The sequence below is a fragment of the Mycobacterium sp. SM3041 genome (genome assembly GCF_039668335.1).
GTDB lineage: Bacteria > Actinomycetota > Actinomycetes > Mycobacteriales > Mycobacteriaceae > Mycobacterium.
In genome coordinates this window covers 54108-78700 of the sequence record NZ_JAYXBQ010000002.1, presented here as the reverse complement: position 1 = coordinate 78700, position 24593 = coordinate 54108, and the positions used below count along the sequence as shown (strand labels likewise).

Here is a 24593-nt window from a genome sequence, read left to right as displayed (position 1 = left end):
TGAAGAGCTTTAGCGTCCGGGGCCGTAGAGGCCGAATCGCAGGTCTGGGTCTCCAGGTGTCCAGCTGTTGCGGAACTGCGAGCGTTCGCCCATGTCCACCACGCGGCGCAGTAGGCTGTCGCTCAGCTGTAGCTGCGCCGGTTCCCATTTGGCCAGGGCTGCCACGATGTCTCCGGCCGAGGTGGACAGCGCATCGGCCAGCGCCCAGGCGTCGGCGGCGGCCTTGGCGGTTCCGGCGGCCGCATGTGGCCGCGAGGCGCACGCGGCATCGCCGATCAACGCCGCCCGGCCCAGAGCCATCCGCGAGGACCGCACGTCCGACAGCACCTGCAGGTAGGGCTGCGGCGTCTTGACGACCACTTCGGCCACCACGGGCGCGAGTTGCGCCGCTGCCGCCGTGCGCAGTTCGTCGACGAAGCGGTCCTGCACCTGGCCTGGGTGGACCGATACCGATCCGCTGAATCCTCTTTTGTCGATGAGCAATTCGCTGAGTTCTGGGCCCGCCGGCACATTGCGGTACCAGACGTAGTTCATCAACCGGTCGGCCTCGTCGAGGCTCTGTTCACCCGGAATCGGGTACATCGTGATGTGCGAATTCGGGATCACGGTGTACGTGATGGCGTCGCCGAGTACCTCACGAGTGGAGGCTGTCAGCTCGGACAGGGGGACGGTTCCGCGCCAGCCCACGTAGCCGGAGTAGGTGAGTGCGGCACCGGGATCGAAATGCTCGCGAGCCGGTGAGGTGATGCCGTCGGCGAAGACGACGAGGTCGGCATTGGCAGTCTTGCCGCTGACGAACCGCACCGTGGCGGTGTGCTCGTCCTGACTGAAACCACAGGCGAATTCGCCGTAGTGGTAGTGCTCGGTACCGAAGTCGGCGAGCAGTGCCCGGTAAAAGGTGCCCCACGAGGTGTAGGTCCAGCGGGCGGGCTCCCGGTGCACGGTGGCGCCGTTGGGGTCGAGGTATTGCACGTAGGAGGTGGCGGTGTGCAGATCGGCCATGTGCTGCCGGCTGCGTTCGGTGAACCAGCGCACGGTGTCCGGCTGCAGGACGATGCCGCTGCCCCGCCCGTCGAGGGGAGTGGGGGTGCGTTCGAAGACGTCGACATGGAATCCCAAGTCGCGCAGCAACAGTGCGGTGGTGAGGCCACCGATGGATCCGCCGACGACGATCGCCGAAGCAGTGGAGTATTCGGTCATGATGCGCTCTTTTCGCTGAGCCGGGTGGTGTGGGTGGTGGGGTGGTCGACGGGCATGGGTTCCCCGCGGGTTTCGCGGGCGAAGGCCAGGCCGATGACGGCGATCAGGCCTACCGCCGACACCGAGGCGGTGGCGACGCCGAGGTTGCCGTCGAACCACGACGAGGCGATCACCCCGGCCGTGAGAGGCCCGAGCGCGGTGACGTAACGGCCGACGCTGTTGCACACGGCCAGCGCGGTGGCACGCACACTGGGCGGGAAGAGTTCCGGACCATAGATGAAGGTGCCCGACAGGGCGCCGAACAAGCCGAAGCCCAGCAGCGGCATCGCGATGAGCAGCTCGGTGTGACTGCGGTCGAACGGAAACGTCCACGCGATGGTGGCGGCCGAGACCGTGAAGCTGATCGCGAAGGCGTTCCGGCGTCCGATCGCGTCGGCGACGAAACCCCATGCGGCGTAGCCGATTATGCCGCCGGCGTTGAACAGCATCGCGGCCACCGCGACCCGGTGATCGGCCACGCCGGAAGGGAGGCCTTCGGCCTTGGTCGCCTGCCGGATGATCTGCGGGTACCACGTCGACACGCTCCAGAACGCGATCAGCGCTCCGGTGGCCAGTGCGGTGCAGACCAGCATGGGGTGCAGCAGTGGCGGGCTGAACAGGCGTCGCAGCACGAATCGATCGTGGACGTGATTGTGGCCCAGTGCTTTCCGCTCCCGACGTGCTTGCAAGTGGGCGCCGATCTCGGGTGGCTCGGGTACGTAGCGGCGGATGAACCACACCACCAGGGCCGGGATGCCGGCGAGCAGCATCATGGCGCGCCAGCCGTGGTCACCCAGCAGTGCATAGGCGGCGGCCGCCATGAAGAAGCCACCGGCGTATCCGGCCATCATCACGCCGCCGGCGCGGGCCCGGAATCGGTTGCGCCAGGTCTCGGCGATCAGAGCGGCACCCACCGGTGCCTCGACACCTGATCCGAGGCCTGCGATGAATCGCAGGACGCCCAGCTGCCACCACGTGTCGGCGAAGAAGGCGAGCGCGCTGAACGCCGCGTAGGTGAGGATGCCCGCCGACAACACCCGGGTACGGCCGAAATAGTCGGCGAGTATGCCGAAAAGTATTCCGCCGGTCGCCCATCCGATGAGGAAGAGCGCGACGGTCAGGCCGCCGTAGAACCCGATGGCCGCGGCATCGGTATCGATGCCGCTGTTCGGGAGCAGCTCGTTCATGGCGGGGCCGAGGACGAGGACATAGAGGCTACCGGCGAAGCCATCCAGGCCCCAGCCCAGCGTGGTGCCCGCCAGGACCAGCCATTGCGTTCGGGTGATGTCGTGATGCCAGCGTGCTGCGGACATGGGTGTGCCTTTCGGGCCGTCGGAAGTGGGTCAGTTGAGGCGGCGCTGGGGCTGCCCGCCGTACCAGTCGACGGGCTCGGCAGCGGTGCGCACCACGATCGTCTTGACCCAGGAGAAGTCGTCGAACGACTCTGTGCCGGCGTCTTTTCCGGAACCGGATTCCTTGATGCCGCCCCAGGGGAGGGACGGTTCCAGGCGGTGGTGGTCGTTGACCCAGACCATGCCCGCGTTGATGCGCGCCGCCACGCGGTGGGCGCGGCTCACATCGGTGGTCCACACTCCGGCACCGAGGCCGTACGGGTTGTCGTTGGCCATCTGCACGCCGTCGTGCTCGCCGTCGAACGGGATGACCACGGCGACCGGCCCGAAGATTTCTTCCCGGGCGACCGTCATGTCCATGGTGGCGTCGGACAACACGGTGGGTTCGACGTAGAAGCCGCCGTCGAAAGGGCTTGGCAGGGAGGGTATTTGGCCACCGGCGGCGAGGGTCGCGCCCTGGTCGAGGCCGGTCCGGATCAGCGCCGTGACCTTGTCGCGCTGCCGGTCGCTGATGAGCGGTCCCATCTGGGTGTCCGGCAGGGCGGGGTCTCCGACGCGAATGGCCCGGGCGCGCGCAGTGAGGGCGGCGACGAACTCGTCGTAGATGCCCCGTTGCACCAGGAATCGCGACCCTGCGACACACGACTGGCCGGCCGCGACGAACGCGCTGAAGGCTGCACCCTCGGCGGCGATCTGCGGGTCGACGTCGTCGAACAGCAGCACCGGCGTCTTGCCGCCCAGCTCGGCGGTGATTCGCGCGAAGCGTGACGCCGTCGCGACGGCTGCTGATCGCCCGGCCTCGGTGCCGCCGGTGAGAGTGATCTTGGCGATGTCGGGATGGCCGGTGAGACGCTCGCCCGCCTCGCGCGCGCCCGTGATCACATTGAGCACGCCGTCGGGTAGCCCGGCGTCGGTGACGATCTCGGCGAGGGCCAGCGTCGTCAGCGGTGTCAGCTCAGATGGCTTGACCACCACGGTGTTTCCATTGGCGAGGGCGGCCGACAGGCTCCGCGCCAGAATGAGCATCGGATGGTTGAACGGCGTGATGATGCCGCACACGCCGAGCGGTAGCCGCTGCTGATAGGTGAGGTAGGGCCCGTCGCCCGGCAGCACGGCTTGGCGTTGCGCGGCCAGCAGCCCGGCGTTGTACCGGAACCATTCCGGCACGCGAGACAGCTGGGCCCGGGTTTCGGTGATCGGCCGCCCGTTGTTCTGGGCCTCGAGGGTGTAGAGCTTCTCGGCGGCGGATTCGATGACGTCGGCGATGCGCAGCAGCAGCTTGGCGCGCTCGCTCCGGACCATGGTCGGCCACGGCCCGTCCTCGAATGCCGCGCGGGCCTTGGCCACCGCGGCATCGACCTCACGCGCCCCCTGCTCCGGGACGGTGGCGATCACTGCGCCGGTGGCGGGGCTGAGGATGTGGCGGACAGGGGTGAGGGGCGCATCCGTGACCACGGTGGGGGCCGGTGAGACTTGGGTCATGCCAATGAGTCTCATCACAACGCCAACTGCGTTCAATGTCGTGCAAGACATATTATTCGGCTGAATATGTGTGTGGCTACATCTCCTCGTGATGCACACTGATCGGATGACGACGTCGACGGGCCGCGAACGGCCGGGGGCGGAACTGGTCACGTGGCTGGCAGCGTTGCGCACCCTCAGTGCCCTTGCCGGTGCTGAGACCGATCTGGCCGAGGTGCTCTGCCTGGTCGCCGATACCGCGCGGACGCTGCTGGGCTTCGACTTCTGCGGCGTGCTCATCCCCGACGACGCCGGCGAGCAACTGCTCGTGCGGGGCTGGAGCGGATTGTCGGATGAGTACGTCGGACGGGTGAACTCCGACCGCCCCATCCGGCTGGACAGCACCTCGCCGTCGAGTCGCGCTTTCCACAGTGGAGAACCGGTGGCTATCCGCGACGTGCGGATTGAACCCCGATTCGCCCTCTGGGCCGGTGTGGCACAAGAGCAGGGCTATCGGGCGATCGTCGCCGTACCGCTCATTGCCGGCACCGAGGTGCTGGGAACACTCAACGGCTACTACGCCTCGGTGCACACCTTCACCCGCTACGAGATCGAGCGGCTGACCTTGCTCGCCAACCATGCCGCCATCGCGGTGACTTCGGCGCGCCGGCTCGATGAATTGCGCACTCTGACCAAATCGCTACGGGAGCAACGCGATGCGCTCGCGCGTTCGGAACAGATCCACGAACGGTTGCTCGCAGTGACCTTGCGGTCGGGAGGCGTCAGCGGGATTGCCGCGGCGTTGAGCGACCTGATCGGCCGGCCCGTGCTCATCGACGACGCCCGCCAGACCGAGCTCGCGCGCTCAGCCGACGGCATCGATTACCCGGCCGTCGCAGTCCGGACCGCGACGACGGATGCCGAGTCCGCAGCAGACTCGTCGACGGTCGGCGAGGCCGTCGACGATCAGGGTGCTTCGACTGGCTGGCTCGTCGCACGGGTGCGTCTGGGCAGCGAGGTCGCAGCCCGCATCTGGTTCCCCGGAGTCCCGGATTCACTTGACCCCCTACAGATTCGGGCGGTAGAGCACGCCTCCATCGTCATCTCGGTGGAGTTGCTGCGGATGCAGACCGCCGCCGAGGTCGAACGACGGGTGCGTGGCGAACTGCTGACCGATGTGCTGACCGGCAGCGGTCAGCCGTCGGACCAGATTCGGGAACGTGCGCGACGCTTGGGCCACGATCTGTCCGTCGCCCACGTCGCCGTCGTCGCCACCCTCGCCGGCCCCAGCGAGTCGGCCACCCGCCGGGCGTGGCAACGTGCGCTCTCCGCTGTCACCGAGCTGGCATCGGGGCGTCAGCCGCGCCCGCTGGTCGCGATGCATGGCGGAACGCTGGTCGCTCTCTGGCCACGTGAGGGCGACGAGTCCCCGGGTGCCATCATTCAGCGGGAGTTGTCCAGGATCGCGCCGAACATTTCCGCGACAGTCGCGGTGTCGCCCGTTTACGGATCCGATTACGGCGACGCCTACCGGGTCGCCAGGAGTGCGCTCGAGATCTCCGTGCGTTCGGGTCGCACCGGTTCCGTTGTGAGCCTTGACGATCTCGGCATCGTCGGATTGCTCCTGCAGCTCGACGACCCGGCCAAGCTGACAGCTTTCGCCAACCGGACGCTGGCGCCGATCGTCGACTACGACGCCAAACACCGCACCGACCTCGTTGCCACGCTGCGAACCCACTTCGCCTGCAAACTGGACCGCACCGCGACCGCAGAAAAACTGTTGATTCATCCCAATACGGTTGCCCAGCGCCTACGGCGCATCGAGTCGCTGTGTGCAGTGGACCTGGCCGATCCAACCGTCAGCGTGCAGTTCTCATCCGCGCTCATCGTGTATGACATTGCGGAACAAGGCCTCGGCAGATAGATCGTGACTGCGCAGGCGGGTGCGGGGACGCCCCTCAGAAGATCGGTCCCGTGAACCGGTCTGGGGCGATTAGGCTGAGTCGTGTTGAGGTCCCGCGACCCCGCGGGTCCAGACACTTTGGGGGAGAGATGTCGATGAAGATCCGTCTGACTGCCGGCGTGGTTGCCGCAGTCTCCGCGTTGTCCGTCGCCGCCGCTGGACCTGCGTCGGCGTGGCCGCTGCCGTTCACGCCGGAACAGCAGCGGTTCATCAACCAGGCCCGCAACGCGGGCTTCCCGGGCGATGACGACGCGATCATGCAGGCCGGGCTGCAGGCGTGTCAGATGGCGTTCAGTGGCCAGTCGCGGCCCGACGTCGTCGGCGCGCTGGCCGGGCAGTACGGCGCCGATGCGGGTCCCACCGGCGCGCTGGCGAAAGCTGCGCACGGCATCTTGTGCACGTCTGCCCCGAACTGACCAGCCCATGACGCAACCGCCACCGCAGCAAGGCCCATGGGACCCGACGCCGCACGGACCGCCGGGAAACCCACCGGGCCAACCGATCCCGCCCGCGCCGGGGCAGCAGGCGTGGCAACCCCAGCCGGGTTGGCCGGCGCCGAATCCGCAACCCTGGGCCGGCCAGCCGCAGGCCAACTACGGTGCCCCGAACCCGTTCCCTGGATATGCGCCGCCGCCGCGCAAGTCAGGCATCAAGCCGTGGATGTGGATCGTGGGCGCGGTGGTGGTGCTGGTCGTACTCGGCGGCATCGGCAACATGGCCCGCAAGGGACTACAGACCACGACGGTCTTCGGTTCCCACCTCAAATCGGGGCAGTGCGTCACGACCTCGGACTACGAGAAGTTCAATTTCACCTCGACCAGCTGCGAATCCTCCGACGCCGTCTACGAATTGGCGGGCGAGACCTCGAAGGGACTGTGCCCGGACGGCAAGGCGCCGTCGGAGGGCCCGTACTTCTACGCCACCAGCAATCAGGACGATCCCAAGGCTGCGAGCCTGTGCTTCGCCCTGAACCTGCATGAGGGTGACTGCTACGCGCTGGATCTCACCGGCAAGAGCGTCAGGAACATCGAATGCGCACAGGCTCCGGCGATCGCCAACTCGCACACGGGGGTGTTCAAGGTGGCCCAGCGCGTCGATGACAGCACCGATGAATCGGCCTGCGCCACTGCGGCGAAGGCGATGGTCTTCACGTCCCCGAAGCGGGTGTACTGCTTGAGCAAGCTTGTCGAGTGACGTCGGACGGCGTCACCGCGTACTGGCCTTGTGCAGTGCCCGCAGGACGCTGTGCTTCCCGAGGTCGATCTTGAACTGGTTCTGGCCCAGCGCAGCAGCGTCGCGCAGCGCGATCTCTGCGGCATCTCGAAAAGCCTTGTCGTCGGGGGCATTACCGATCAACGCGGATTCGGCTGCGGGTACGCGCCACGGTTTGGCGGCGACGCCGCCGAGTGAGATGGCCGCTGAAGTGACGATACCGTCGTCGAGTGTCAGTCCAACTGCAACGGACACCAGGGCGAAGGCGTAGCTGTGCCGGTCACGGACCTTGAGATACCAACTGCGACGGGCGTATTCCGACGGCGGCAGGTGGATACCGACGATCAGTTCGCCGGGTAGCAGGGCGTTGTCGCGGTCGGGTTCGTCCCCGGGAAGCCGGAAGAAATCGGACAGCGAGATGCTGCGCGAACCGGTGGTCGCCCGGACGTGCACCACGGCATCGAGCATCGACAGCGCCACCGCCATGTCGGACGGGTGCACCGCAACGCAGGACTGACTGGTCCCGAACAGTGCGTGCTCACGGTTGAAACCTTGCAGCGCACCGCAGCCGGAACCGGGACGGCGTTTGTTGCACGCCGGGAACTCGGCGTCCATGAAGTACGGACAACGAGTCCGTTGCAGCAGGTTGCCGCCGGCGGTGGCCATGTTCCGGAGCTGGGTTGTCGCTCCGGACAAGATCGCCTGCGACAGCACGGGATACTGTGTCCGGACCAGATCGTGGTTGGCGATCGCGCTGTTGGTGACGCCGGAACCGATCATGATGCCGCCGTCATCGGTTGCAGTGATCTGATCCAGGCCGAGCCGGCTGACGTCGACCACAGCCGTCGGCGCCGCGACGCCGAGCTTCATCAGGTCGAGCAGGTTTGTGCCGCCCGCGTAGTAGGTGGCACCGGTGCGGGCGGCAAGATCGAGGGCGTCATCGACATCGCGGGCGCGGTGGAAGTCGAAGGTCTTCATGGGCGGTGCTCGGGCAGACAGGACGCGATCGCGTCGACGATGTTCGGGTAGGCGCCGCAACGGCAGATGTTGCCTGCCATGCGCTCGCGGATTTCATTGGTGGACAAGGTCTCCGGTCCGTTCGCGACGTCGGTGAACGGGCCGTCGAAAGTTGCGGCAGACAGATCCCCGCGCGCGTGTTCTGCGAGCATCGCTCGTGCCGAACAGATCTGGCCGGGCGTGCAGTAACCGCATTGGAATCCGTCGTGTTCGATGAACGCTTCTTGCAACGGGTGCAGTCGGCTGTCTTGGGCGATGCCTTCGACGGTCACGACGGTGGCGCCCTCGATCGTCACGGCCAGCGTGAGGCAGCTCAGGACGCGCGCATCGTCGACCGAAACCGTGCAGGCGCCGCACAGTCCGTGGTCGCAGCCTTTCTTCGTACCGGTGAGTTGCAGGCGTTCACGCAGCAGGTCCAGCAGCGTGGTGCGGACGTCGGCCACCACCGTGACGGCAGTGCCGTTGATGATCAGCTCGATGGTGTGGTCACTCATATGGATTCCCTCGGGGACGCTGCGCCGAACGCGGGCAACAGATTCTCGATGGTGATCGGTAGGTCGCGTACCCGGCGACCGGTGGCGTGGAAGACGGCATTGGCGATCGCCGCGGCCACGCCGCAGACTCCGATTTCGCCGATGCCGCGGGCGCCGAACGCGTTCAGGTGGTCGTCGGCGCTGTCGATGAAGGCGATGTCGAACCTCGGGATGTCGGCGTGAGTGGGCACGTAGTACTCGCCGAGGGCGTGGCCAGTACCGGGGTCGTAGGGCACCTGTTCCAGTAGCGCCATGCCGAGACCGAACGTGATGCCGCCGATGACCTGGCTGCGCGCCAGCTTCGGGTTGATGACGCGTCCGCAGTCCATGACCGCGACCCACCGGGTGACGGTGGCTCGCCCGATGCTCTCATCTACTTCCACCTCGCAGAAGTGGGCGCCGAACGATTGCGAGACGGGCCCGCCTTCCGGCGCCCCGTCGCTGGTGCTGGTGAAGGTGAGTCGCTCGTGAAATGCATTGTCGGATGCCGCAAGCAGTGGGATGACCGCGGTCACCGGGAGCTCCGGATCGGTGCTGATGACCTCGCCGTCGCGGATATCCAGCGTGTGCGGGTCGCATCCGGCGTATGGCGCATGCTCGTCGGCGACGAGAAGTTCGAGCAGCCGGCGTTTCCATTCCCGACCGGCCTCGTAGACCGCCGAGCCGACGGCCGCGGTGGTTTGTGATGCTCCGCTGTACGGGGCGCTCGGGAAGGCGGAATCACCCGAGAAGAAGGCCACCTGCGGCAGCAGCAATCCCGCGGAATCCGCGGCGATCTGCGTCATGACGGTCCGCACCCCGGTCCCGACTTCGTGTGTGGCTGAGGAGAATTCGACAATTCCGTCGCGCGTGGTCCGCACATGACAGCCGGCGGGCATGCGGCGCCCCGGATAAGTCGCGGTCGCCATACCCCAGCCGACGAGCACATCGTCGCGGCGCTGCGACCGTGGTTCGGGCGGTCGGTGCGACCAACCGAAACGATCGGCTCCCTCCCGGTAACACCGCAGCAGATTCTCGTCGGACCACGGGCGTCCGCTGGCTTGATCGTCCCCGGCATAGTTGGTGATGCGCAGCTGCAGCGGGTCGACGTCGAGCTCGTGGGCCAGCTCGTCCATGGCGACCTCCAGAGCGAACAGTCCAGGTGCTTCGCCGGGGCCGCGCATGAAACATGGAGTGGGGGAATGTACCCGAGCGACCGTGTGCGAGACGACCATTCGGGGTGATCGGTAGAGGAACCGTGTGCTGATGCCGGCCGGTTCGCAGAAGTGCGCGATTGTCGACGTCTCGGTGAGCGTGTGGTGCTCGATGCTGGTCAGTCGGGTGTGAGCATCGCCGACCAGCCGCACCTGCTGCTCGGTTGGCGGACGGTGTCCGGTCGAGGTGAACATCTGGGCGCGGCTGAGGACCATCTTGACCGGTTGTCCGGTCACTCGCGCAGCCAACGCGCACAGCACGACATGCATCCACAAGAAACTCTTGGAACCGAACGCTCCACCGACCAGCGGGGCGATGATCCGCACGTTGTCGACTGGGATGCCCAAATAGGCTGCCAGAGCGAGGCGTTCGCCGGCGATCCACCGCGTCGTGTCGTGCACCGTCAGCAGATCACCGTCCCAGCTCGCGATCGTGGCGGCCAGCTCGATGGCGTAGTGGGCATTCTCGGGCGTGGTGTAGCGCGAAGCGATCTTGATGCCGTCGGCCGGCTCATCGGCCGGGCCGCGGTGGTCCTGGAGCTTCTCGTCCTCGAGTTTGACGAAATGATCGGGTCGGTAGGTGCCGCTGCGCACGACCCCGTCATCGCTGGCCGGCAGGTCTCGTGCCGCGAGCACATCGTGCGCCGTCAGGAGCGCGGGCAGTTCCTCGTAGCTCACGTCTATCAACGACGCGGCGAACTGCGCGTTCTCCAGGGTGTCGGCGACCACCAGAGCCACGTGCTGGCCTCTGTGTTGGACCGTCAGATCCGACAGCGGTGGCCGCCGTTCCAGCGGCAGATCCCACGTCAGATCGACTGGAAGATGCTGCAGAGTAGGGCAATTCAAGGGCGTGAGGACACAGGTCACTCCCGGTGCGGATTGGGCTCGCGTCGCGGCGGCCGCCAAAGAGTCGGCGATGATGCGACCGTGCGACACGGTGGACTGCACCAGCACCGCGTACTGCACGCCAGGCACTGCGGTATCGGCCGTGTAGCGCGCGCCGCCGGTCACCTTGTCGCGTCCCTCGACCCGGCTCACCGGCCGGCCGATTGCTCCATCGCCTGTCACTCTCACCCTGCCTTTGCGCGTCGTCGCGCGCTCGCTGTCACTTGAGGCGGTAAGAGCATCGCACCGTCCGCCTCCTGTGTCATCAGATGGCCGGCACCTGGGGCTCGACCTACGCGTCGACCTGGCGATGAGGCCGGAGGCCGGGCGCGTTGCGACATCGTCTGAGTAACATGCCTCACCGAGTACCACCATGAGCACCACGACCCTTGGCATAGTCCTGGCGGCAGGCAGCGGGCAGCGCTACGGAAAGCCGAAAGTGACCGCCGCCGATGGTCATCGGCTCGATGACCTGCTGCAGAACGTCTCTGGTGACACCGGCGCCGGCCCATTCCTGACGGCACATCCCGATCTGCTCCGGGTCGAATGCTCCGATCTGGCGGGCGGGGAGGACATCGATGAAGAATAAGGCTGTGCTGCAATGGATTGCGCGGCGATACCACCACGGTGAGCCGGTTCTCGCGGTCACGGTCCTCGACACCTACGACCGATCTCCGTACCCACTCGGGTCGATGATGGCCTTCGACCGGAACGCGGCGATGGCCGGCAGCGTGTCATCGGGCTGCGTCGAGGCGGACCTGTTCGAGCGGGCCCAGCGAATCTTCGCAGAACCTGCCGGTTTTGTGGAGGGAATCGGTTGCCGGACCGTCGAATACGAAGCAGACCGGCTGAGCGGTGACCCGTTTGCGCCGCGGGGGCCCTGCGGTGGCGCGGTGCGGGTGGCCATGCATCCGGTGACACCGCGGCACTTTCCGGAACTGCCGGCCCTGCTCTCGGCACTGGAAGCCGGTCAGCCGGCAGCCACGTTCTTGAACTTGCAAACCGGGCACATTTCGTTGGCCCAGGCCGGTGATGCGCCCGAGTTCTGCACGCGTTACGAAGCACCGCCCCGCATGGTGATTTTCGGCACCAGCGAGATCGCCGTCGAGCTCGCGGCGCTGGCCGCCCGTATGGGATTCGCGGTTGTGGCTTGTGATCCACGGTCGGCATTCCTGCGTCCCGACCGGTTCTCGGGCCCGGTGGAACTCGTCATTGATCGGCCCGATCGCTATCTGCGGCGCGAGCGGGAAGCGGGGCGCATCGCCGCGAAGACGGCAATCGTCGATCTGACCCATGATGATCGCTTCACCGTGCCGCTGCTACTCGAGGCCCTTGATTCGCGGCGATGGACCGGCGGTCTGCAGCCGTCGTTCGTCGGCGCTCTCGGCTCGAGCGCTCGCTCGGCGAACACTCGACGTGAGCTGTCGGCGCGGGGACTTCTCGCCCATGACCTACACCGTCTGCAGGCGCCGATCGGGCTGGATCTCGGCGGTCGCGCGGGGCCCCACATCGCGTTGTCGATCCTGGCCCAAGTGGTCGCTGGTGCCGAAGGTGGCAGCGGGCTACCGAAGTCCGAACGCGCATTCCATTCGGTGTGATGCCGGGGCCGGCGACGGGCTGCGCACAGCAATCGGCCCAGCCGGGGCGAACCCCGGCTGGGCCGATCTGTGAGTCAGCGGCGCTGCTCAGCTTCCTGTCGCTGCTCGGCGCTCTTGGCGCCCGCCCGCGCGGCGTCCGCCTCGGCTTCCTTCTTCGCGGCGTCGCGCTGCGCATCGGCCTTGTCCTGCTGGGCCTGGCCCTCACGCACGACGTCGTCGCGGCCCGTCACGGTGCCGATGACTTCCTTGGCCTTACCCTTCACACCTTCCACGACGCCACGCACGGCTTCTTCGGGTCCGGTGTTCTGCTTCTCGCTCATGTCTGCCCTTCCGGTAGTCATGGATGGATTCCTCAGGAGCGGTATCGCTGTGCCGCGCCCTGGTTGCAGGATTTCCGATCTGCCTCGACTCGAAACACCGTGGTGTTGTGACCTGCCGGACATTGGCTGTTCGGTGTGAGGGGCAGCTGGTGCTCAGGTGCCATCGAGCCGCGGGAACAGCACCTCGCGGGTGATCAGCTGCACGGCAGCTGCGACCGGAATGGCCACCAATGCCCCGACGATGCCGAGCAGAGCGCCGCCGATGAGAACCGCCACGACGGTGACCAATGCGGGCACCTTGACCGCGTGTCCGATGATGCGGGGGACAAGCAGATAGTCCTCGAGAGCTCTGAATACGATGAAAAAGACTGCGGTGGAAACACATACGGGTAGCGAGACCGTCAGGGCCACCGCCGCCACCACGACTCCGGCGATGGTGGAGCCGACGACCGGCACCAGATCGAAGAGTCCGACGAAGATGCCGAGCAGTAGCGGATAGGGCACGTCGAACGCGGTCAGCCACACCGCGGTGGCGACTGCGGCGATCGCCGATATCGCCACGTTGCCCAGGACGTAGGCGCCGACCTTGGCGAAGACGTCGTCGCCGATGAGGATCGCGCGCGGCCGACGGGTCTGGGGGACAAGGCGATACAGGGTGGCGCGGATGCGCGGGAAGTCGATCAGGAAGTACACGGTGAGCACGATGACGATGAGCACATCGGCCAGTGCGGCGAACACCGCCGAACTGGCAGTGACGATCTCGTTGAGTATCGACCCGCCCGAACCATTCATCGTGTCGGTGATCCGCTGCTGAATATGGAAGCGGTCGTTGAGTTTTCCGATCGTGGACGAGTGGCTCTGCGCTTGCTGAATGTAGTGCGGCGCCTGATGGATAAGCTGGGTGGCTTGCTGCGACAGCGGCGGAATCGCCGCTGCCACGAAGGCGGCCATCAGCGCAAGAAAGATGATGAAAACGGCTGTGGTGGCGAGCCAACGCGGCAGATGGTGGTTGACGAACCACGAGACGGCGGGTTCCAACCCCAGCGCCAGGAAGAACGCCACTCCGATCAGCACCAGCACCGACTGCGCGGCGACCAGCATGTGCACGGCGCCGTACGTCACGGCAACGCCTGCGGCCGCCGTCATCCCGACGAAGAAGGGTGAGTGCCGATCGAACCGCCGCCCCAATTCGCCATGGGGACGCGCATCGGTTTTCATCTCCGCGGCGACAGCTTCTGCCGCGGCGATCGGTTCCTCATCTGTGCCGTGCGGCTGCGCCACCATGTCGTGGTGCGCCGGCTGACCGGCCTCACCCGTCTTCTCTACCTGGTTCGCCTCGTCGGGTGGTTCGCGGTCACCGCACGGCCGGGCGCTCGTCACCACAGGGCCCGCGGTGCGCAGGAACGGTTACCGCGCCGGCTAGAACCACACCTTGCGTCCTGCGACCGGCCGCCCGACGGCGCCCAGGATCCACAGGACCGCACCGATCACGACCAGGATTGCACCGATGGTCTCCAGAATCGGTACTGCCAGGGCGTAGCCCAGGATTAGCAAGATAATGCCCAAGATGATCATGTGCTGCGCTCCTCGCTCGGGGTGTTGACGTCTTCGTCAACACCGGCGGCTTTCAGGTACCCATGCCGACACCCGGCCAAACCAACCGTGCATTCCGACCGTCGCGATGATTGGATGGCGCTGATGCGGGCTATTCCTCCCACCCCAGTACTGGCGCTCGAGGAGAGCACATGACAACGTCCGCCGACTCGGAGGACAACCGCCGCACCGAGGTATGGCCGGGCAAGGCGTACCCGCTCGGAGCGACGTATGACGGTGTCGGAACGAACTTCGCCGTCTTCAGTGAGGCCGCAGAGCGGGTCGAGCTCTGCCTGTTCGCCGACGACGGCACCGAAACGCGGGTGGTGCTGCCGGAAGTCGACGGCTTCATCTGGCACGGATTCCTCCCCGATGTCGTGCCCGGACAGCACTACGGCTATCGCGTCCACGGGCCGTACGATCCTGCGGCGGGACAGCGCTGCAACCCGAACAAGCTGTTGATCGATCCCTACGCCAAGGCGATCGACGGCGAATTCCGTTGGGACCAAAGTCTCTTCGGGTACAACTTCGGTGACGAAGACAGCCGCAATGACGATGATTCGGCCGCCCGCATGCCCAAGTCAGTGGTGATCAACCCGTACTTCGACTGGGGCAACGACCGGCCGCCGCAGCGCGCGTACGCCGATTCGGTGATCTACGAAACCCACGTGAAGGGGCTGACGCAGCTTCACCCCGACGTTCCCGAGCGTGATCGCGGCACCTACGCGGGCGTCGCGCATCCGGCGATCATCGACCATCTGAAGAGCTTCGGTGTCACGGCCGTCGAGTTGATGCCGGTGCACCACTTCGCCAACGACTCCGTGCTGATCGACAAAGGGCTGTCGAATTACTGGGGGTACAACACCATCGGGTTCTTCGCGCCGGACCCCAAATACACGTCAGGAGTGACGCCCGGGGGCCAGGTTCAAGAGTTCAAGGCCATGGTGCGCGACCTGCACCAGGCCGACATCGAGGTGATCCTCGATGTGGTCTACAACCACACCGCGGAAGGCAACCATCTGGGCCCGACGCTGTCCTTCCGGGGCATCGACAACGCCGCCTACTACCGGCTGGTCGATGGGGACCAGAAGTTCTACATGGACTACACCGGCACGGGCAACAGTCTCAATGCCGGTCACCCGCATGCGCTGCAGCTCATCATGGATTCGTTGCGGTACTGGGTGACCGAGATGCATGTCGACGGTTTCCGTTTCGATCTGGCGTCGACGCTGGCGCGCGAGTTCTACGACGTGGACCGGCTCTCGACGTTCTTCGAGATGGTCCAGCAGGATCCGGTCATCAGCCAGGTCAAGCTGATCGCCGAGCCGTGGGATGTCGGGCCCGGTGGTTACCAGGTCGGAAACTTCCCGCCGCAGTGGACGGAATGGAACGGTAAGTACCGCGATGCCGTGCGTGACTTCTGGCGCGGTGAGGAATCCACGCTCGGCGAGTTCGCGTCACGGCTCACCGGATCGGCGGACCTCTACGAGCACACCTCGCGCCGGCCGGTCGCCTCGATCAATTTCGTGACCGCCCATGACGGATTCACGCTGCGGGACCTGGTGTCCTACAACGAGAAACACAACGAGGCCAACGGTGACAACAACTCCGACGGCGAATCGAACAACCGGTCCTGGAACTGCGGTGTGGAAGGTCCGACCGACGATCCCGACATCGAGGCGCTGCGTCGACGCCAGCAGCGCAATTTTCTGGCCACCACCTTGCTGAGCCAGGGCGTGCCCATGATTTCGCACGGCGACGAACTGGGGCGCACACAAGGGGGAAACAACAACGGCTACTGCCAGGACAACGAAATCACCTGGATCGATTGGGAATCCGCCGACACCGAGTTGACCGCTTTCCTCGGCGGCATCGCCGCAATCCGCACCGCGCACCCGGTTTTTCGGCGCCGACGCTTCTTCAACGGCCGGCCGGTGCGCGCCCGGGGCGCGCAGGACGTTCCGGACGTCGCCTTCTTCACGCCGAGCGGTTCGGAGATGACCGACGATGATTGGAACGCCGCCTTCGGCAAGTCCGTCGCGGTCTACCTCAACGGACACGGCATACCGGACCTGGATGAGCGCGGGCAGCGGGTCGTCGACGACTCGTTTGTGCTGTGCTTCAACGCTCACCACGACGCCATCGAATTCGCGCTGCCGCCAGCGCAATTCGGTTCGAGGTGGCGACTGATACTCGACACCGCCAGTGGTCTGGCCACCGTCGACGCCGAGACTGCGCCGCTGGAGGCGGAAGCCACCGTGACGGTGGAAAGCCGTGCCCTGACGGTGTTCCGTACTGTTGCCTGAAACAAGCACGCTGCCCGCGGTGACGCTCCACCATTTCGTCGCCCACTGCGGCTAGCGTTGGTCCCGGAATCAGCGAGTACTGGGAGGTCGGCGCTTTGTCGGGAGCCAATGACTCCGGAATCCCCGCAACTGCGGCGGGAGGCTCCGACGCCGTGCCCGGTGACGGTGTGCGCGATGGCCACCCGGCGCTGTCTCGAGAGTTCATCCTGGACACCGCGATCGAGTTCATCGACCAGCATGGGCTGGACAAGCTGACCATGCGCCGGTTGGGCGCGGCATGTGGTGTGGAGGCGATGGCCCTGTACCGGTATGTCCACGGCAGGGGAGACCTGCTGACCGGCGTGGTCGACCATGTCGTCGACCGCCTGTACGCCGAGCAGCTGGCGGCCCGCCGGCAGGAAGACGGCTGGCAGGACTATCTGATCCGCCTTGCTCACGGAGTGCGTCAGATCGCGCTGCAGCATCCCGAACTCTTTCCGCTGGTGGCGACACAGGCGCCGGAGGCGCCGTGGGTGCGCCCGCCGCTGCGCAGCATGCGCTGGATGGAAAGCTTCCTCGATACGTTGCTTTCCTATGGGTTCGATGACGTCGCGGCAGTGGCGGCATACCGGGCGTACACCACGTTCCTGGTGGGTCAGCTGCTGCTGGAGGTGTCCGCTCGCGGCGCCCAATTGAGCCCCGCCGAGGCGATCCTCGAAGAAGCCGACCGGCCGAGGGCCAAGCTGTCGGATTACCCGCAGCTGCAGCGGCTGCAACCCCTGCTGTCGGAAGACTACGGCGAAACCGAGTTCGAAGAAGCGCTCGAAGCGCTGTTGGACCGGCTCGAATCGAACTTGCCGCGGCGCTGAGCGGGCGTCTGACGGTGCCCGCTGCCAACCCGGCCGTTTACAATGTAAACTGATCGTGGGTAGGGATGTGTGTCATGGCAGGAGACTGCCGGCGCCGCTGATGGAAACGCCGAACCCGCCGTGTACTCCCATTCCCGGCGCGGCCGGACGATGGATCGAACGTCATCTACGTATAGGTGGGGAAGGTGTGCACGTGACCGTGCCGCGCGACAGCAGGGCGATCGACATTCTGTTGATCGAGGACGATCCCGGTGACCAGCTGATTACCCGGGAAGCCTTCGCCGACAACAAGATCAAGAACGTTCTGCACATCGCCCACGACGGTGAGGAGGGCCTGGACTTCCTTTACCGGCGCGGTGCGTACGCCGATGCGCCGCGACCGGACCTGATCCTGCTCGATTTGAACCTGCCCAAATACGACGGCCGGCAGTTGCTCGAGAAGGTCAAGTCGGACGTCGAACTGTGCGACATCCCCATCGTCGTGCTCACCACATCGTCAGCGCAGGAAGACATCCTGCGCAGCTACAAACTGCATGCCAACGCGTATGTGACCAAACCGGTCGATCTCGAGCAGTTTCTGAGCGCGGTACGCCAGATCGACGAGTTCTTTGTGCAGGTGGTCCGGTTGCCGCGGGGCTGACAGCAGCCGGGTCTTCGGCTCGGGCAGACCGGCTACGTCTGCACGGCCAGGCACAGATCGCCGCCGGCGAACTCGGCGGTAGTCCGGAAGCTGAAACGGTCCATCCAATGCACGCCGGCGGCATCGTCGAGCAATGGCTTGCTGTCCTGCTCAGCGGCGCTCGCGGCCAGCTGCCGCTGCAGATCCGTCGCGCTCACAGGGCTGACGTCATCGCCGTGGTGCGCCGGTCCGAACGGTGAGGCAGTGGAGTCGGCCCGGTGCTGGGCGCGGTACCGGACGACCGCGCTCCGCAGCGTCGGATGCGCGGGTCGCGCCAGAGTCAGCACGTAATACGCGCCTGCCGCGACGGAATTGATGGCCAGTACCTCTTCGCCCATGCCCTCGAGCAGATCGATGAAGTCGGCCGCCTCGTGACCGCCGATCACGTCGCCGGCAATGCCGGTGGTCACCGCGATGCCCACGGCCGCCCGGCCGTCGCGGTCGGCGGGAATGAAGCGGAACGCTCGTCCGCCCACCGACGGCAGGCTGTCGCCCGCGGGGCACTGGACCGCGCGGGCCGGCTGCTCGGTGTCGAACAACCAGCGCAGGCCCACCAGCAACACCGGCAGGTGCACAGTCACGCCGGATGCGGCGGTTTCGTCGGACAACGGCTGGACAATGCCGGCCGCCTCGTCCGCACTTCGTGGCGCCGCCATCAGTTCGAGTGTCATCCCTGAATCCTTCGAGTCGGGCAACGCGCGAGTGCGTCAGCTGACTTCACAGTTACCCGCTGCATTCGAATGGCAAACACTCAGCGGACGCGGCGCGGGTGTACGCGTGTCCCTGACCTTGAGCTGACGAAAGGTCTTTCAATGCAAGGGCTTTCCGGGCGAATTCCGCGCACACCAGAGCGGCCCAGTCCAGCATGTCGCTGGACTGGGCCGCTGACTGTGCTGCGGTCTCAGCCGCGCCTAGTTCTGCTGCTCGGCTTTCTCGCGCGCCTCAGCGGCCTTGGCGCCCGCGCGTGCGGCGTCCGCCTCGGCTTCCTTCTTCGCGGCGTCGCGCTGCGCATCGGCCTTGTCCTGCTGGGCCTGGCCTTCACGGACCAGGTCGTCACGTCCGGCGACGGTGCCGATGACTTCCTTGGCCTTGCCCTTGACGCCTTCCACGACGCCCCGGATGGCTTCCTCGGGACCGGTGTTCTTGTCCTCGCTCATGGCTACCCTTCCGCTCACGGATCGGATGATCGCACGGAGAACCGTTCCCCACGCCTGCCGAGAATTCCCAGCTCCGGTGCACGTCAAACGGCGAGAATTGCGATCTGCACCACACGGATGTGGGTGCCCCAAAGGGCATTCCGTGGAGAAATTCCGAAATGTTTGGGCAGCTGACGCCCGTGGGTACGGAAGGACTGCCGCTGACCGGCAAGGTCAGACCGGGCGGGCGTCACGACGACGTGCGTGCGCTGCCCACAACGGAAAGAGGCACCATGATTTTGGTCGGAGCTGTACTGCTTGCTCTCGGGCTGATCTTCAACATCTACCCCCTGTGGGTGGCCGGCGTGGTCGTGCTGGTGGTGGGCGCGGTTTTTTGGCTGCTGGGGGCGACCGGACGTCCGATCGCCGGCCGCCGCTACTGGTACTAGCCGGCCGTGCGTCGACGCGGTCGTCTTCGCGACGAAGTACGGCAGCTGATCGAAAAAGCCTGCGGCACAGGATGAATCGGACGGCTGCACAGACGGCGAAGCGCGCTGACACCGTAGCCCGCCTTCGGGTACTGCCGCCGCCGACAGCGGGCGGCGGCGGGCGATGCATGTTTGTTTGAGCAGCCATGGACAATGGGTACACAGAGTGCGACGTGGAGTGGCCTGCACAGGGACGCTGGAGGAAATAGGTGGTTGAGGCAGTGGGGCAGGGCACCAGTGACCGGTCTGTTGAGTTGATCGTTGCGGCATCGCCGGAGAGCCTGGCCGTCCTGCGGACGCTCGTGGCAGCGGTCGCCGCCTTCGAGGATTTCGATCTGGACGCCATCGCCGATATCCGGCTGGCGGTCGACGAGGCCTGTACCGGACTCATCCGGGCCGCGGTGCCCGGGTCGAGCCTGCGGGTCGTCGTCGACCCGGCGAATGATGCTGTGGTGATTCGTGCTTCGGCGACGTGTGTGGCCGACGACAGCCGCGGCAGCGCCGTGGTGAAGCCGGACAGTTTCAGCTGGCACGTGCTCAGCTCGCTGGCCGATGACGTGTCGACCTTCGCCGACGAGCCGGCGACCGACGGCACCCAGGTGCTGGGTGTTTCGTTGACCTCGAGACGAGTGAGTCTGCAGCGGTGACGGCGGAGTATGCGGACGTTCTCGAGATGTTCCGTCAGCTCCAGGGGACGACCGAGGACTCAGCTGACTACATCGAGCAGCGGGACGCGATCATCGAGCGGTGTCTGCCGTTGGCCGACCACATCGCGCGGCGCTTCGAGGGCAAGGGCGAAGCACGCGATGATCTGCTGCAGGTTGCGCGCATCGGCCTGATCAACGCGGTGAAGCGTTTTGACGTCGAGATGGGTTCGGACTTCGCCTCATTCGCGGTCCCGACGATCATGGGAGAGCTGCGTCGCCACTTCCGCGACAACAGCTGGTCGGTGAAGGTCCCGCGCCGCATGAAAGAGCTGCATCTGCAGATCGGCACGGCCAGCGCCGAGATGTCGCAACGCCTCGGGCGCGCGCCCACGGCTTCTGAGCTGGCCGCCGAGCTCGGCATCGATCGCGACGAGGTCCTCGATGGCCTGATGGCGGGCAGTTCGTACAAGACAACCTCGATCGACGGGGCCGCGGGGAGCGAGGAGCGCCCGTCCCTGGCGGAGACGCTGGGCGACGTCGATCCCGGTTTGGAAAAGGTCGAATACCGCGAGGCGCTCCGGCCGCTGCTGGCCGAACTGCCGGAACGCGAGCGGACGGTGCTGGTGCTGCGATTCTTCGAATCGATGACGCAGTCTCAGATCGCCGCCAAGGTGGGCATCTCGCAGATGCACGTCTCGCGGTTGCTGGCGAAAACCCTGGCGCAGCTTCGGGAGAAGTTGGAGTAGGGCTGCGCCCCGGTGCCCGGCGACTGCGGTGCGCGTCAATGGCGGGAGCGGTGTGGGGCCAACTGGTAACGTCCGCGACGGTAAGCACAGCGCAACACGATGGTCAGCACGACGTAGGTGGCCGCTTGGTGAAGGATGTGACCACTTGTCCATGCCGGCAGAGCCGCGGATGAACCGTTCCGATTCCGCCAAGGCGGAGCCCCCGGGGGACCGGCCGCTGTCGCTGCTGCTGGTGGAAGACGACCGCGGTGACGCCCTCCTGGTCGAGGAGCTCATCGCCGACGCCGCGATCGACATCGACTTCCACTGGGCGTCCACCCTGACCCAGGCCGCGGCAGCGCTGGAAGCGCTGCGTCCGGATTGTGTGCTGCTCGACCTGCACCTGCCCGATGCCGGCGGAGTCGACGCTCTCGATCGGTTGGGTGCGTTGGCCCCGAGCTTGCCGATCGTGGTTCTCACCGGTCTGAACGACGAGCATTTCGGTGTTGCCGCCATGGCGTCCGGTGCACAGGACTACCTGGTGAAGGGCCGTGTGGACCCGGAGACGCTGCGCCGGGCGGTGCTCTATGCGATCGAACGCAAGCGTGCCGAGGTCACCGCGGTGGATCTGCATGCCAGCCGACTGCGCGCACAGGAGAACGCCCGACTGGAGCGGGGCCTGCTGCCCTCTCCGCTCCTTCTGGACGATCCCGGCGTCGAGATCGTCACACAGTCGCTGCCGAGCCGGCGGGATGCCCTGATCGGTGGCGATTTCTACGACGTGGTGCAGACACCGGACCGCACGGTGCACGTCATGATCGGCGATGTGGCCGGCCACGGGCCAGACGAGGCCGCGTTGGGGGTCGCGCTGCGAATCGGCTGGCGCGCACTGACTTTCGCCGGTCTGCGCGGCAACCAGCGGATGTGCCAGCTCGACCGCATCCTGACCACCGAGCGGCCCAGCCGCGGCACCTTCGCGACGCTGCTGAGCGTGGCGCTGACCCCCGATACCGGGGAGTTCGACGTGGTGCGGGCAGGTCATCCCGGGCTGCTCATGCACGGCGCGGGCACCGTCGACTGGCTCGAACCGGTCGCCGGCCCGGCCTTGGGACTCGGCGCCACGGAATGGCCGGTCAATCGGTTGCGATTGCGGCCGGGCGACGGATTGATGCTGCTGACGGACGGGCTCTTCGAGGGACCCGCGGGCGGCGAGGGCGAACGCCTCGGGGAGGACGGACTGCTGGCGACGGCCCGCTCACTCGCGCGCCTGCCCGGGGCCGAGTTCGTCAAGGCGTTGATCAGCGAGACGGAGGCGCGGGCCGAGCCCTTCGGTGGTCTCACCGACGACATCGCCGTCATTCGAGTGGAGCGCTCGGTTCGATGAAGCTGACGGTGCAGGGCTGGCAGAACCTGGTGCTGGCCGCGATGGGCGCGGTGGTGCTCTCCGGTGCCGTCGGCGGTGCGCTCTTGATGAACCGGACAGACACCGTTTCGAGCGAACTGATCGAGCACCTGCAGCCGGCGCGTGTGGCCGCCTACCGGTTGCAAGCGGGGCTGCGTGATCAGGAAACCGCGGTCCGCGGCTACGCGAGCGCCGCCGACCGCCAGTTCCTGGCGCCGTATGAGGACGGACAGCGCGCCGAAACCGCTGCGGCGCAGAAACTCAGAAGCTTGCTGGGAGGTCGCGACGCCCTCATGGCCGATCTCGATGCGATCGAACGGGCTGCGAGTACCTGGCGCAGCACCTATGCCAAGCCGTTGATCGCCAGTGTCGTCGTGGGACATCCAGCCGTCGTCGACAGCCGGACCAACGAGGACGGCAAGAAAGAGTTCGACAACCTGCGTGCGCTCTTCGATACACAGAACCGGCACCTGGAACAGGCGCGCGACGCCGACACGGCTCGGCTGGCGTCGATTCGCCAATGGCGGGACCGAGTGCTGGCCACCATGGTCGGCGCCTTCATCGTCATGGCGATGGTGCTGGCCATGCTGGTGCGGAGTTCGGTCACCCGTCCGCTGGGCGCGCTCGCCGCGGCGTGTCGCCGCATCACGCAGGGCAACTTCGACGAGCGGATAGTTCCCCAGGGGCCCACGGACATTCGCGCGATCGCCGTCGATGTCGAGGAGATGCGGCAGCGCATCGTCGAGGAACTCGAAGCGTCCCAGTTCGCCCGCCTGGCTCTCGACGAGCAGGCCGAGGAATTGCGCCGATCCAACGCTGAACTCGAACAGTTCGCGTACGTCGCGTCGCACGATCTGCAGGAGCCGCTGCGCAAGGTCGCGTCTTTCTGCCAGCTGCTCGAGAAGCGGTACGGCGACCAGCTCGACGAGCGCGGCACCGAGTACATCAACTTCGCCGTCGACGGCGCCAAGCGCATGCAGGTGCTGATCAACGACCTGCTCACCTTTTCCCGCGTCGGCCGGATCAACGCCAGGCACACCGAGGTCGACCTGGTCGAGGTTGTTGAGTCGGCCATGCAGAACCTCGCGACCTCGATCGCCGAGTCGGGCGCCGAGGTGCTGCTGCCGCCTGGTGGCCTGCCGCGGGTCGACGGCGACCCGACGTTGCTCACGATGCTGTGGCAGAACCTGATCGGTAACGCGGTGAAGTTCCGGCGCGAGGGGCAAGCGCCCCGGATCGTGATCGAATGCACATCCGGAACGGGTGAAGAGGCCGACTATTGGGTATTCACGGTCACGGACAACGGTATTGGGATAGCCGAGGAGTTCGTGGACAAGGTGTTCGTGATCTTTCAGCGGTTGCATGGTCGCGACGCCTACAGCGGTACCGGCATCGGATTGGCGCTGTGCAAGAAGATCGTCGAACATCACGGCGGCACCATCGGGATCGACACGTCGTACACCGATGGCACGCGGTTCGTGTTCACATTGCCGGCCACCCCGACCACCGAGCCGAACGTCATCGCATCTGAGGAGCCGGAAGGAAGTCACCCATGAACGCGTCGTCAGCGGGCAGAGTGGTGGACATCCTGTTGGTCGAGGACGATCCGGGGGACGAGTTGATCACCCGTGAAGCGTTCGCGGACAACAAGATCAAGAACACCCTGCATGTCACCCGCGACGGTCAAGAAGGTCTGGATTTTCTCTACAAGCGCGGCGTCCACGCGGATGCCCCGACTCCGGACCTCATCCTGCTCGACTTGAATCTGCCGAAGTACGACGGCCGGCAATTGCTGGAGGCGATCAAGTCCGACGCGGACCTGTGCCATATCCCGGTCGTCGTCCTGACCACCTCCTCGGCCGAGGAGGACATCCTGCGCAGCTACAAGCTGCACGCGAACGCGTACGTGACCAAGCCGGTCGATCTCGATCAGTTCATGAAGGCGGTCCGGGAGATCGACGAGTTCTTCGTCCAGGTGGTGCGGCTGCCGCAGTAG

25 protein-coding genes are annotated in these 24593 nt (G+C 66.2%); 14 read left to right on the top strand and 11 right to left on the bottom strand.

Translation table 11 applies throughout. The annotated features are described in order from the left end of the window. Positions 1-9: 9 nt before the first annotated feature. Genes VXD91_RS02205 through VXD91_RS02195 form a run of 3 tightly spaced genes read right to left on the bottom strand, consistent with a single transcriptional unit; the run spans position 10 to position 4073 of the window. The gene (locus tag VXD91_RS02205; RefSeq protein ID WP_346414516.1) at positions 10-1200 is read right to left on the bottom strand and encodes an FAD binding domain-containing protein; all 1191 of its coding nucleotides are present in this window, start codon (positions 1198-1200) and stop codon (positions 10-12) included. Continuing rightward, entirely contained in the window at positions 1197-2552 is a 1356-nt protein-coding gene (locus VXD91_RS02200; RefSeq protein ID WP_212806762.1) for an MFS transporter, read from the bottom strand. The genes VXD91_RS02205 and VXD91_RS02200 overlap by 4 nt, the downstream gene beginning before the upstream one ends. Before the next feature lie 30 nt (positions 2553-2582). After that, the gene (locus VXD91_RS02195; RefSeq protein ID WP_346414515.1) at positions 2583-4073 is read right to left on the bottom strand and encodes an aldehyde dehydrogenase; all 1491 of its coding nucleotides are present in this window, start codon (positions 4071-4073) and stop codon (positions 2583-2585) included. Positions 4074-4179: 106 nt separating this feature from the next. On the opposite strand from VXD91_RS02195, the gene VXD91_RS02190 reads away from it, so the two are divergent. The 3 genes from VXD91_RS02190 to VXD91_RS02180 all read left to right on the top strand — a co-directional run bounded on the left by VXD91_RS02190 (position 4180) and on the right by VXD91_RS02180 (position 7209). Next, complete coding sequence (locus VXD91_RS02190; RefSeq protein ID WP_318986805.1) at positions 4180-5976, top strand: GAF domain-containing protein; 1797 nt, start codon at positions 4180-4182, stop codon at positions 5974-5976. Positions 5977-6110: 134 nt separating this feature from the next. Next, entirely contained in the window at positions 6111-6431 is a 321-nt protein-coding gene (locus VXD91_RS02185; protein ID WP_244872791.1) for a DUF732 domain-containing protein, read from the top strand. Between the two features lie 7 nt (positions 6432-6438). Then, entirely contained in the window at positions 6439-7209 is a 771-nt protein-coding gene (locus VXD91_RS02180) for a hypothetical protein (protein WP_318986806.1), read from the top strand. A gap of 12 nt (positions 7210-7221) precedes the next feature. On the opposite strand, the gene VXD91_RS02175 is transcribed toward VXD91_RS02180, so the two are convergent. From VXD91_RS02175 to VXD91_RS02165, 3 genes are read right to left on the bottom strand one after another with little or no spacing between them, the layout of a single operon-like run. After that, a complete protein-coding gene (locus VXD91_RS02175; RefSeq protein WP_346414514.1) occupies positions 7222-8205 on the bottom strand; it encodes a xanthine dehydrogenase family protein subunit M in 984 nt (327 codons plus the stop codon). Continuing rightward, positions 8202-8738: a 2Fe-2S iron-sulfur cluster-binding protein gene (locus VXD91_RS02170; RefSeq protein WP_346414513.1), complete on the bottom strand. Its 537-nt coding sequence runs from the start codon at positions 8736-8738 to the stop codon at positions 8202-8204. Before VXD91_RS02170 ends, VXD91_RS02175 begins: the two co-directional genes overlap by 4 nt. Next, positions 8735-11038, bottom strand: a complete 2304-nt coding sequence (locus VXD91_RS02165; protein WP_346414511.1) for a xanthine dehydrogenase family protein molybdopterin-binding subunit — start codon at positions 11036-11038, stop codon at positions 8735-8737. The genes VXD91_RS02170 and VXD91_RS02165 overlap by 4 nt, the downstream gene beginning before the upstream one ends. 190 nt (positions 11039-11228) lie before the next feature. Here VXD91_RS02165 and VXD91_RS02160 point away from each other — a divergent pair, with 190 nt between their 5' ends. After that, entirely contained in the window at positions 11229-11444 is a 216-nt protein-coding gene (locus VXD91_RS02160) for a hypothetical protein (protein WP_346414510.1), read from the top strand. After that, complete coding sequence (locus VXD91_RS02155; protein ID WP_346414509.1) at positions 11434-12453, top strand: XdhC family protein; 1020 nt, start codon at positions 11434-11436, stop codon at positions 12451-12453. Before VXD91_RS02160 ends, VXD91_RS02155 begins: the two co-directional genes overlap by 11 nt. Positions 12454-12527: 74 nt before the next feature. On the opposite strand, the gene VXD91_RS02150 is transcribed toward VXD91_RS02155, so the two are convergent. The 3 genes from VXD91_RS02150 to VXD91_RS02140 form a co-directional block, all read right to left on the bottom strand. Further along, the gene (locus VXD91_RS02150) at positions 12528-12773 is read right to left on the bottom strand and encodes a CsbD family protein (RefSeq protein WP_212814670.1); all 246 of its coding nucleotides are present in this window, start codon (positions 12771-12773) and stop codon (positions 12528-12530) included. 153 nt (positions 12774-12926) lie between these two features. Next, a complete protein-coding gene (locus VXD91_RS02145; RefSeq protein WP_346414508.1) occupies positions 12927-14153 on the bottom strand; it encodes an AI-2E family transporter in 1227 nt (408 codons plus the stop codon). 39 nt (positions 14154-14192) lie between these two features. Next, positions 14193-14348: a hypothetical protein gene (locus VXD91_RS02140; protein ID WP_212806754.1), complete on the bottom strand. Its 156-nt coding sequence runs from the start codon at positions 14346-14348 to the stop codon at positions 14193-14195. A 170-nt stretch (positions 14349-14518) separates the two neighbouring features. Between VXD91_RS02140 and glgX the strand changes: the two genes are divergently transcribed. From glgX to VXD91_RS02125, 3 genes are all read left to right on the top strand, one after another. Then, positions 14519-16672: a glycogen debranching protein GlgX gene (gene glgX, locus VXD91_RS02135; protein ID WP_346414507.1), complete on the top strand. Its 2154-nt coding sequence runs from the start codon at positions 14519-14521 to the stop codon at positions 16670-16672. Between the two features lie 152 nt (positions 16673-16824). Then, on the top strand, positions 16825-17520 hold the full coding sequence (locus tag VXD91_RS02130; protein WP_318986811.1) for a TetR/AcrR family transcriptional regulator C-terminal domain-containing protein: 696 nt from the start codon (positions 16825-16827) through the stop codon (positions 17518-17520). 193 nt (positions 17521-17713) lie between these two features. After that, the gene (locus VXD91_RS02125) at positions 17714-18160 is read left to right on the top strand and encodes a response regulator (RefSeq protein ID WP_318986812.1); all 447 of its coding nucleotides are present in this window, start codon (positions 17714-17716) and stop codon (positions 18158-18160) included. Between the two features lie 32 nt (positions 18161-18192). Here the strand turns inward: VXD91_RS02125 and VXD91_RS02120 are convergent, their stop codons facing one another. Further along, positions 18193-18870, bottom strand: coding sequence for a hypothetical protein (locus tag VXD91_RS02120; protein WP_346414506.1), 678 nt, complete (start codon positions 18868-18870; stop codon positions 18193-18195). A 240-nt stretch (positions 18871-19110) separates the two neighbouring features. Next, positions 19111-19356, bottom strand: coding sequence for a CsbD family protein (locus VXD91_RS02115; RefSeq protein ID WP_318986855.1), 246 nt, complete (start codon positions 19354-19356; stop codon positions 19111-19113). 179 nt (positions 19357-19535) lie between these two features. On the opposite strand from VXD91_RS02115, the gene VXD91_RS02110 reads away from it, so the two are divergent. From VXD91_RS02110 to VXD91_RS02085, 6 genes are all read left to right on the top strand, one after another. Beyond that, positions 19536-19784, top strand: a complete 249-nt coding sequence (locus VXD91_RS02110) for a hypothetical protein (protein WP_346414609.1) — start codon at positions 19536-19538, stop codon at positions 19782-19784. 248 nt (positions 19785-20032) lie between these two features. Next, positions 20033-20470: an ATP-binding protein gene (locus tag VXD91_RS02105; protein WP_318986814.1), complete on the top strand. Its 438-nt coding sequence runs from the start codon at positions 20033-20035 to the stop codon at positions 20468-20470. A gap of 26 nt (positions 20471-20496) precedes the next feature. Beyond that, entirely contained in the window at positions 20497-21216 is a 720-nt protein-coding gene (locus tag VXD91_RS02100; RefSeq protein ID WP_231388150.1) for a SigB/SigF/SigG family RNA polymerase sigma factor, read from the top strand. Positions 21217-21385: 169 nt separating this feature from the next. Further along, positions 21386-22579 (top strand): fused response regulator/phosphatase, encoded by a 1194-nt coding sequence (locus tag VXD91_RS02095; protein WP_346414505.1) that lies wholly within the window; start codon positions 21386-21388, stop codon positions 22577-22579. After that, the gene (locus VXD91_RS02090) at positions 22576-24153 is read left to right on the top strand and encodes a CHASE3 domain-containing protein (RefSeq protein WP_346414504.1); all 1578 of its coding nucleotides are present in this window, start codon (positions 22576-22578) and stop codon (positions 24151-24153) included. Before VXD91_RS02095 ends, VXD91_RS02090 begins: the two co-directional genes overlap by 4 nt. After that, on the top strand, positions 24150-24593 hold the full coding sequence (locus tag VXD91_RS02085; protein ID WP_318986818.1) for a response regulator: 444 nt from the start codon (positions 24150-24152) through the stop codon (positions 24591-24593). The genes VXD91_RS02090 and VXD91_RS02085 overlap by 4 nt, the downstream gene beginning before the upstream one ends.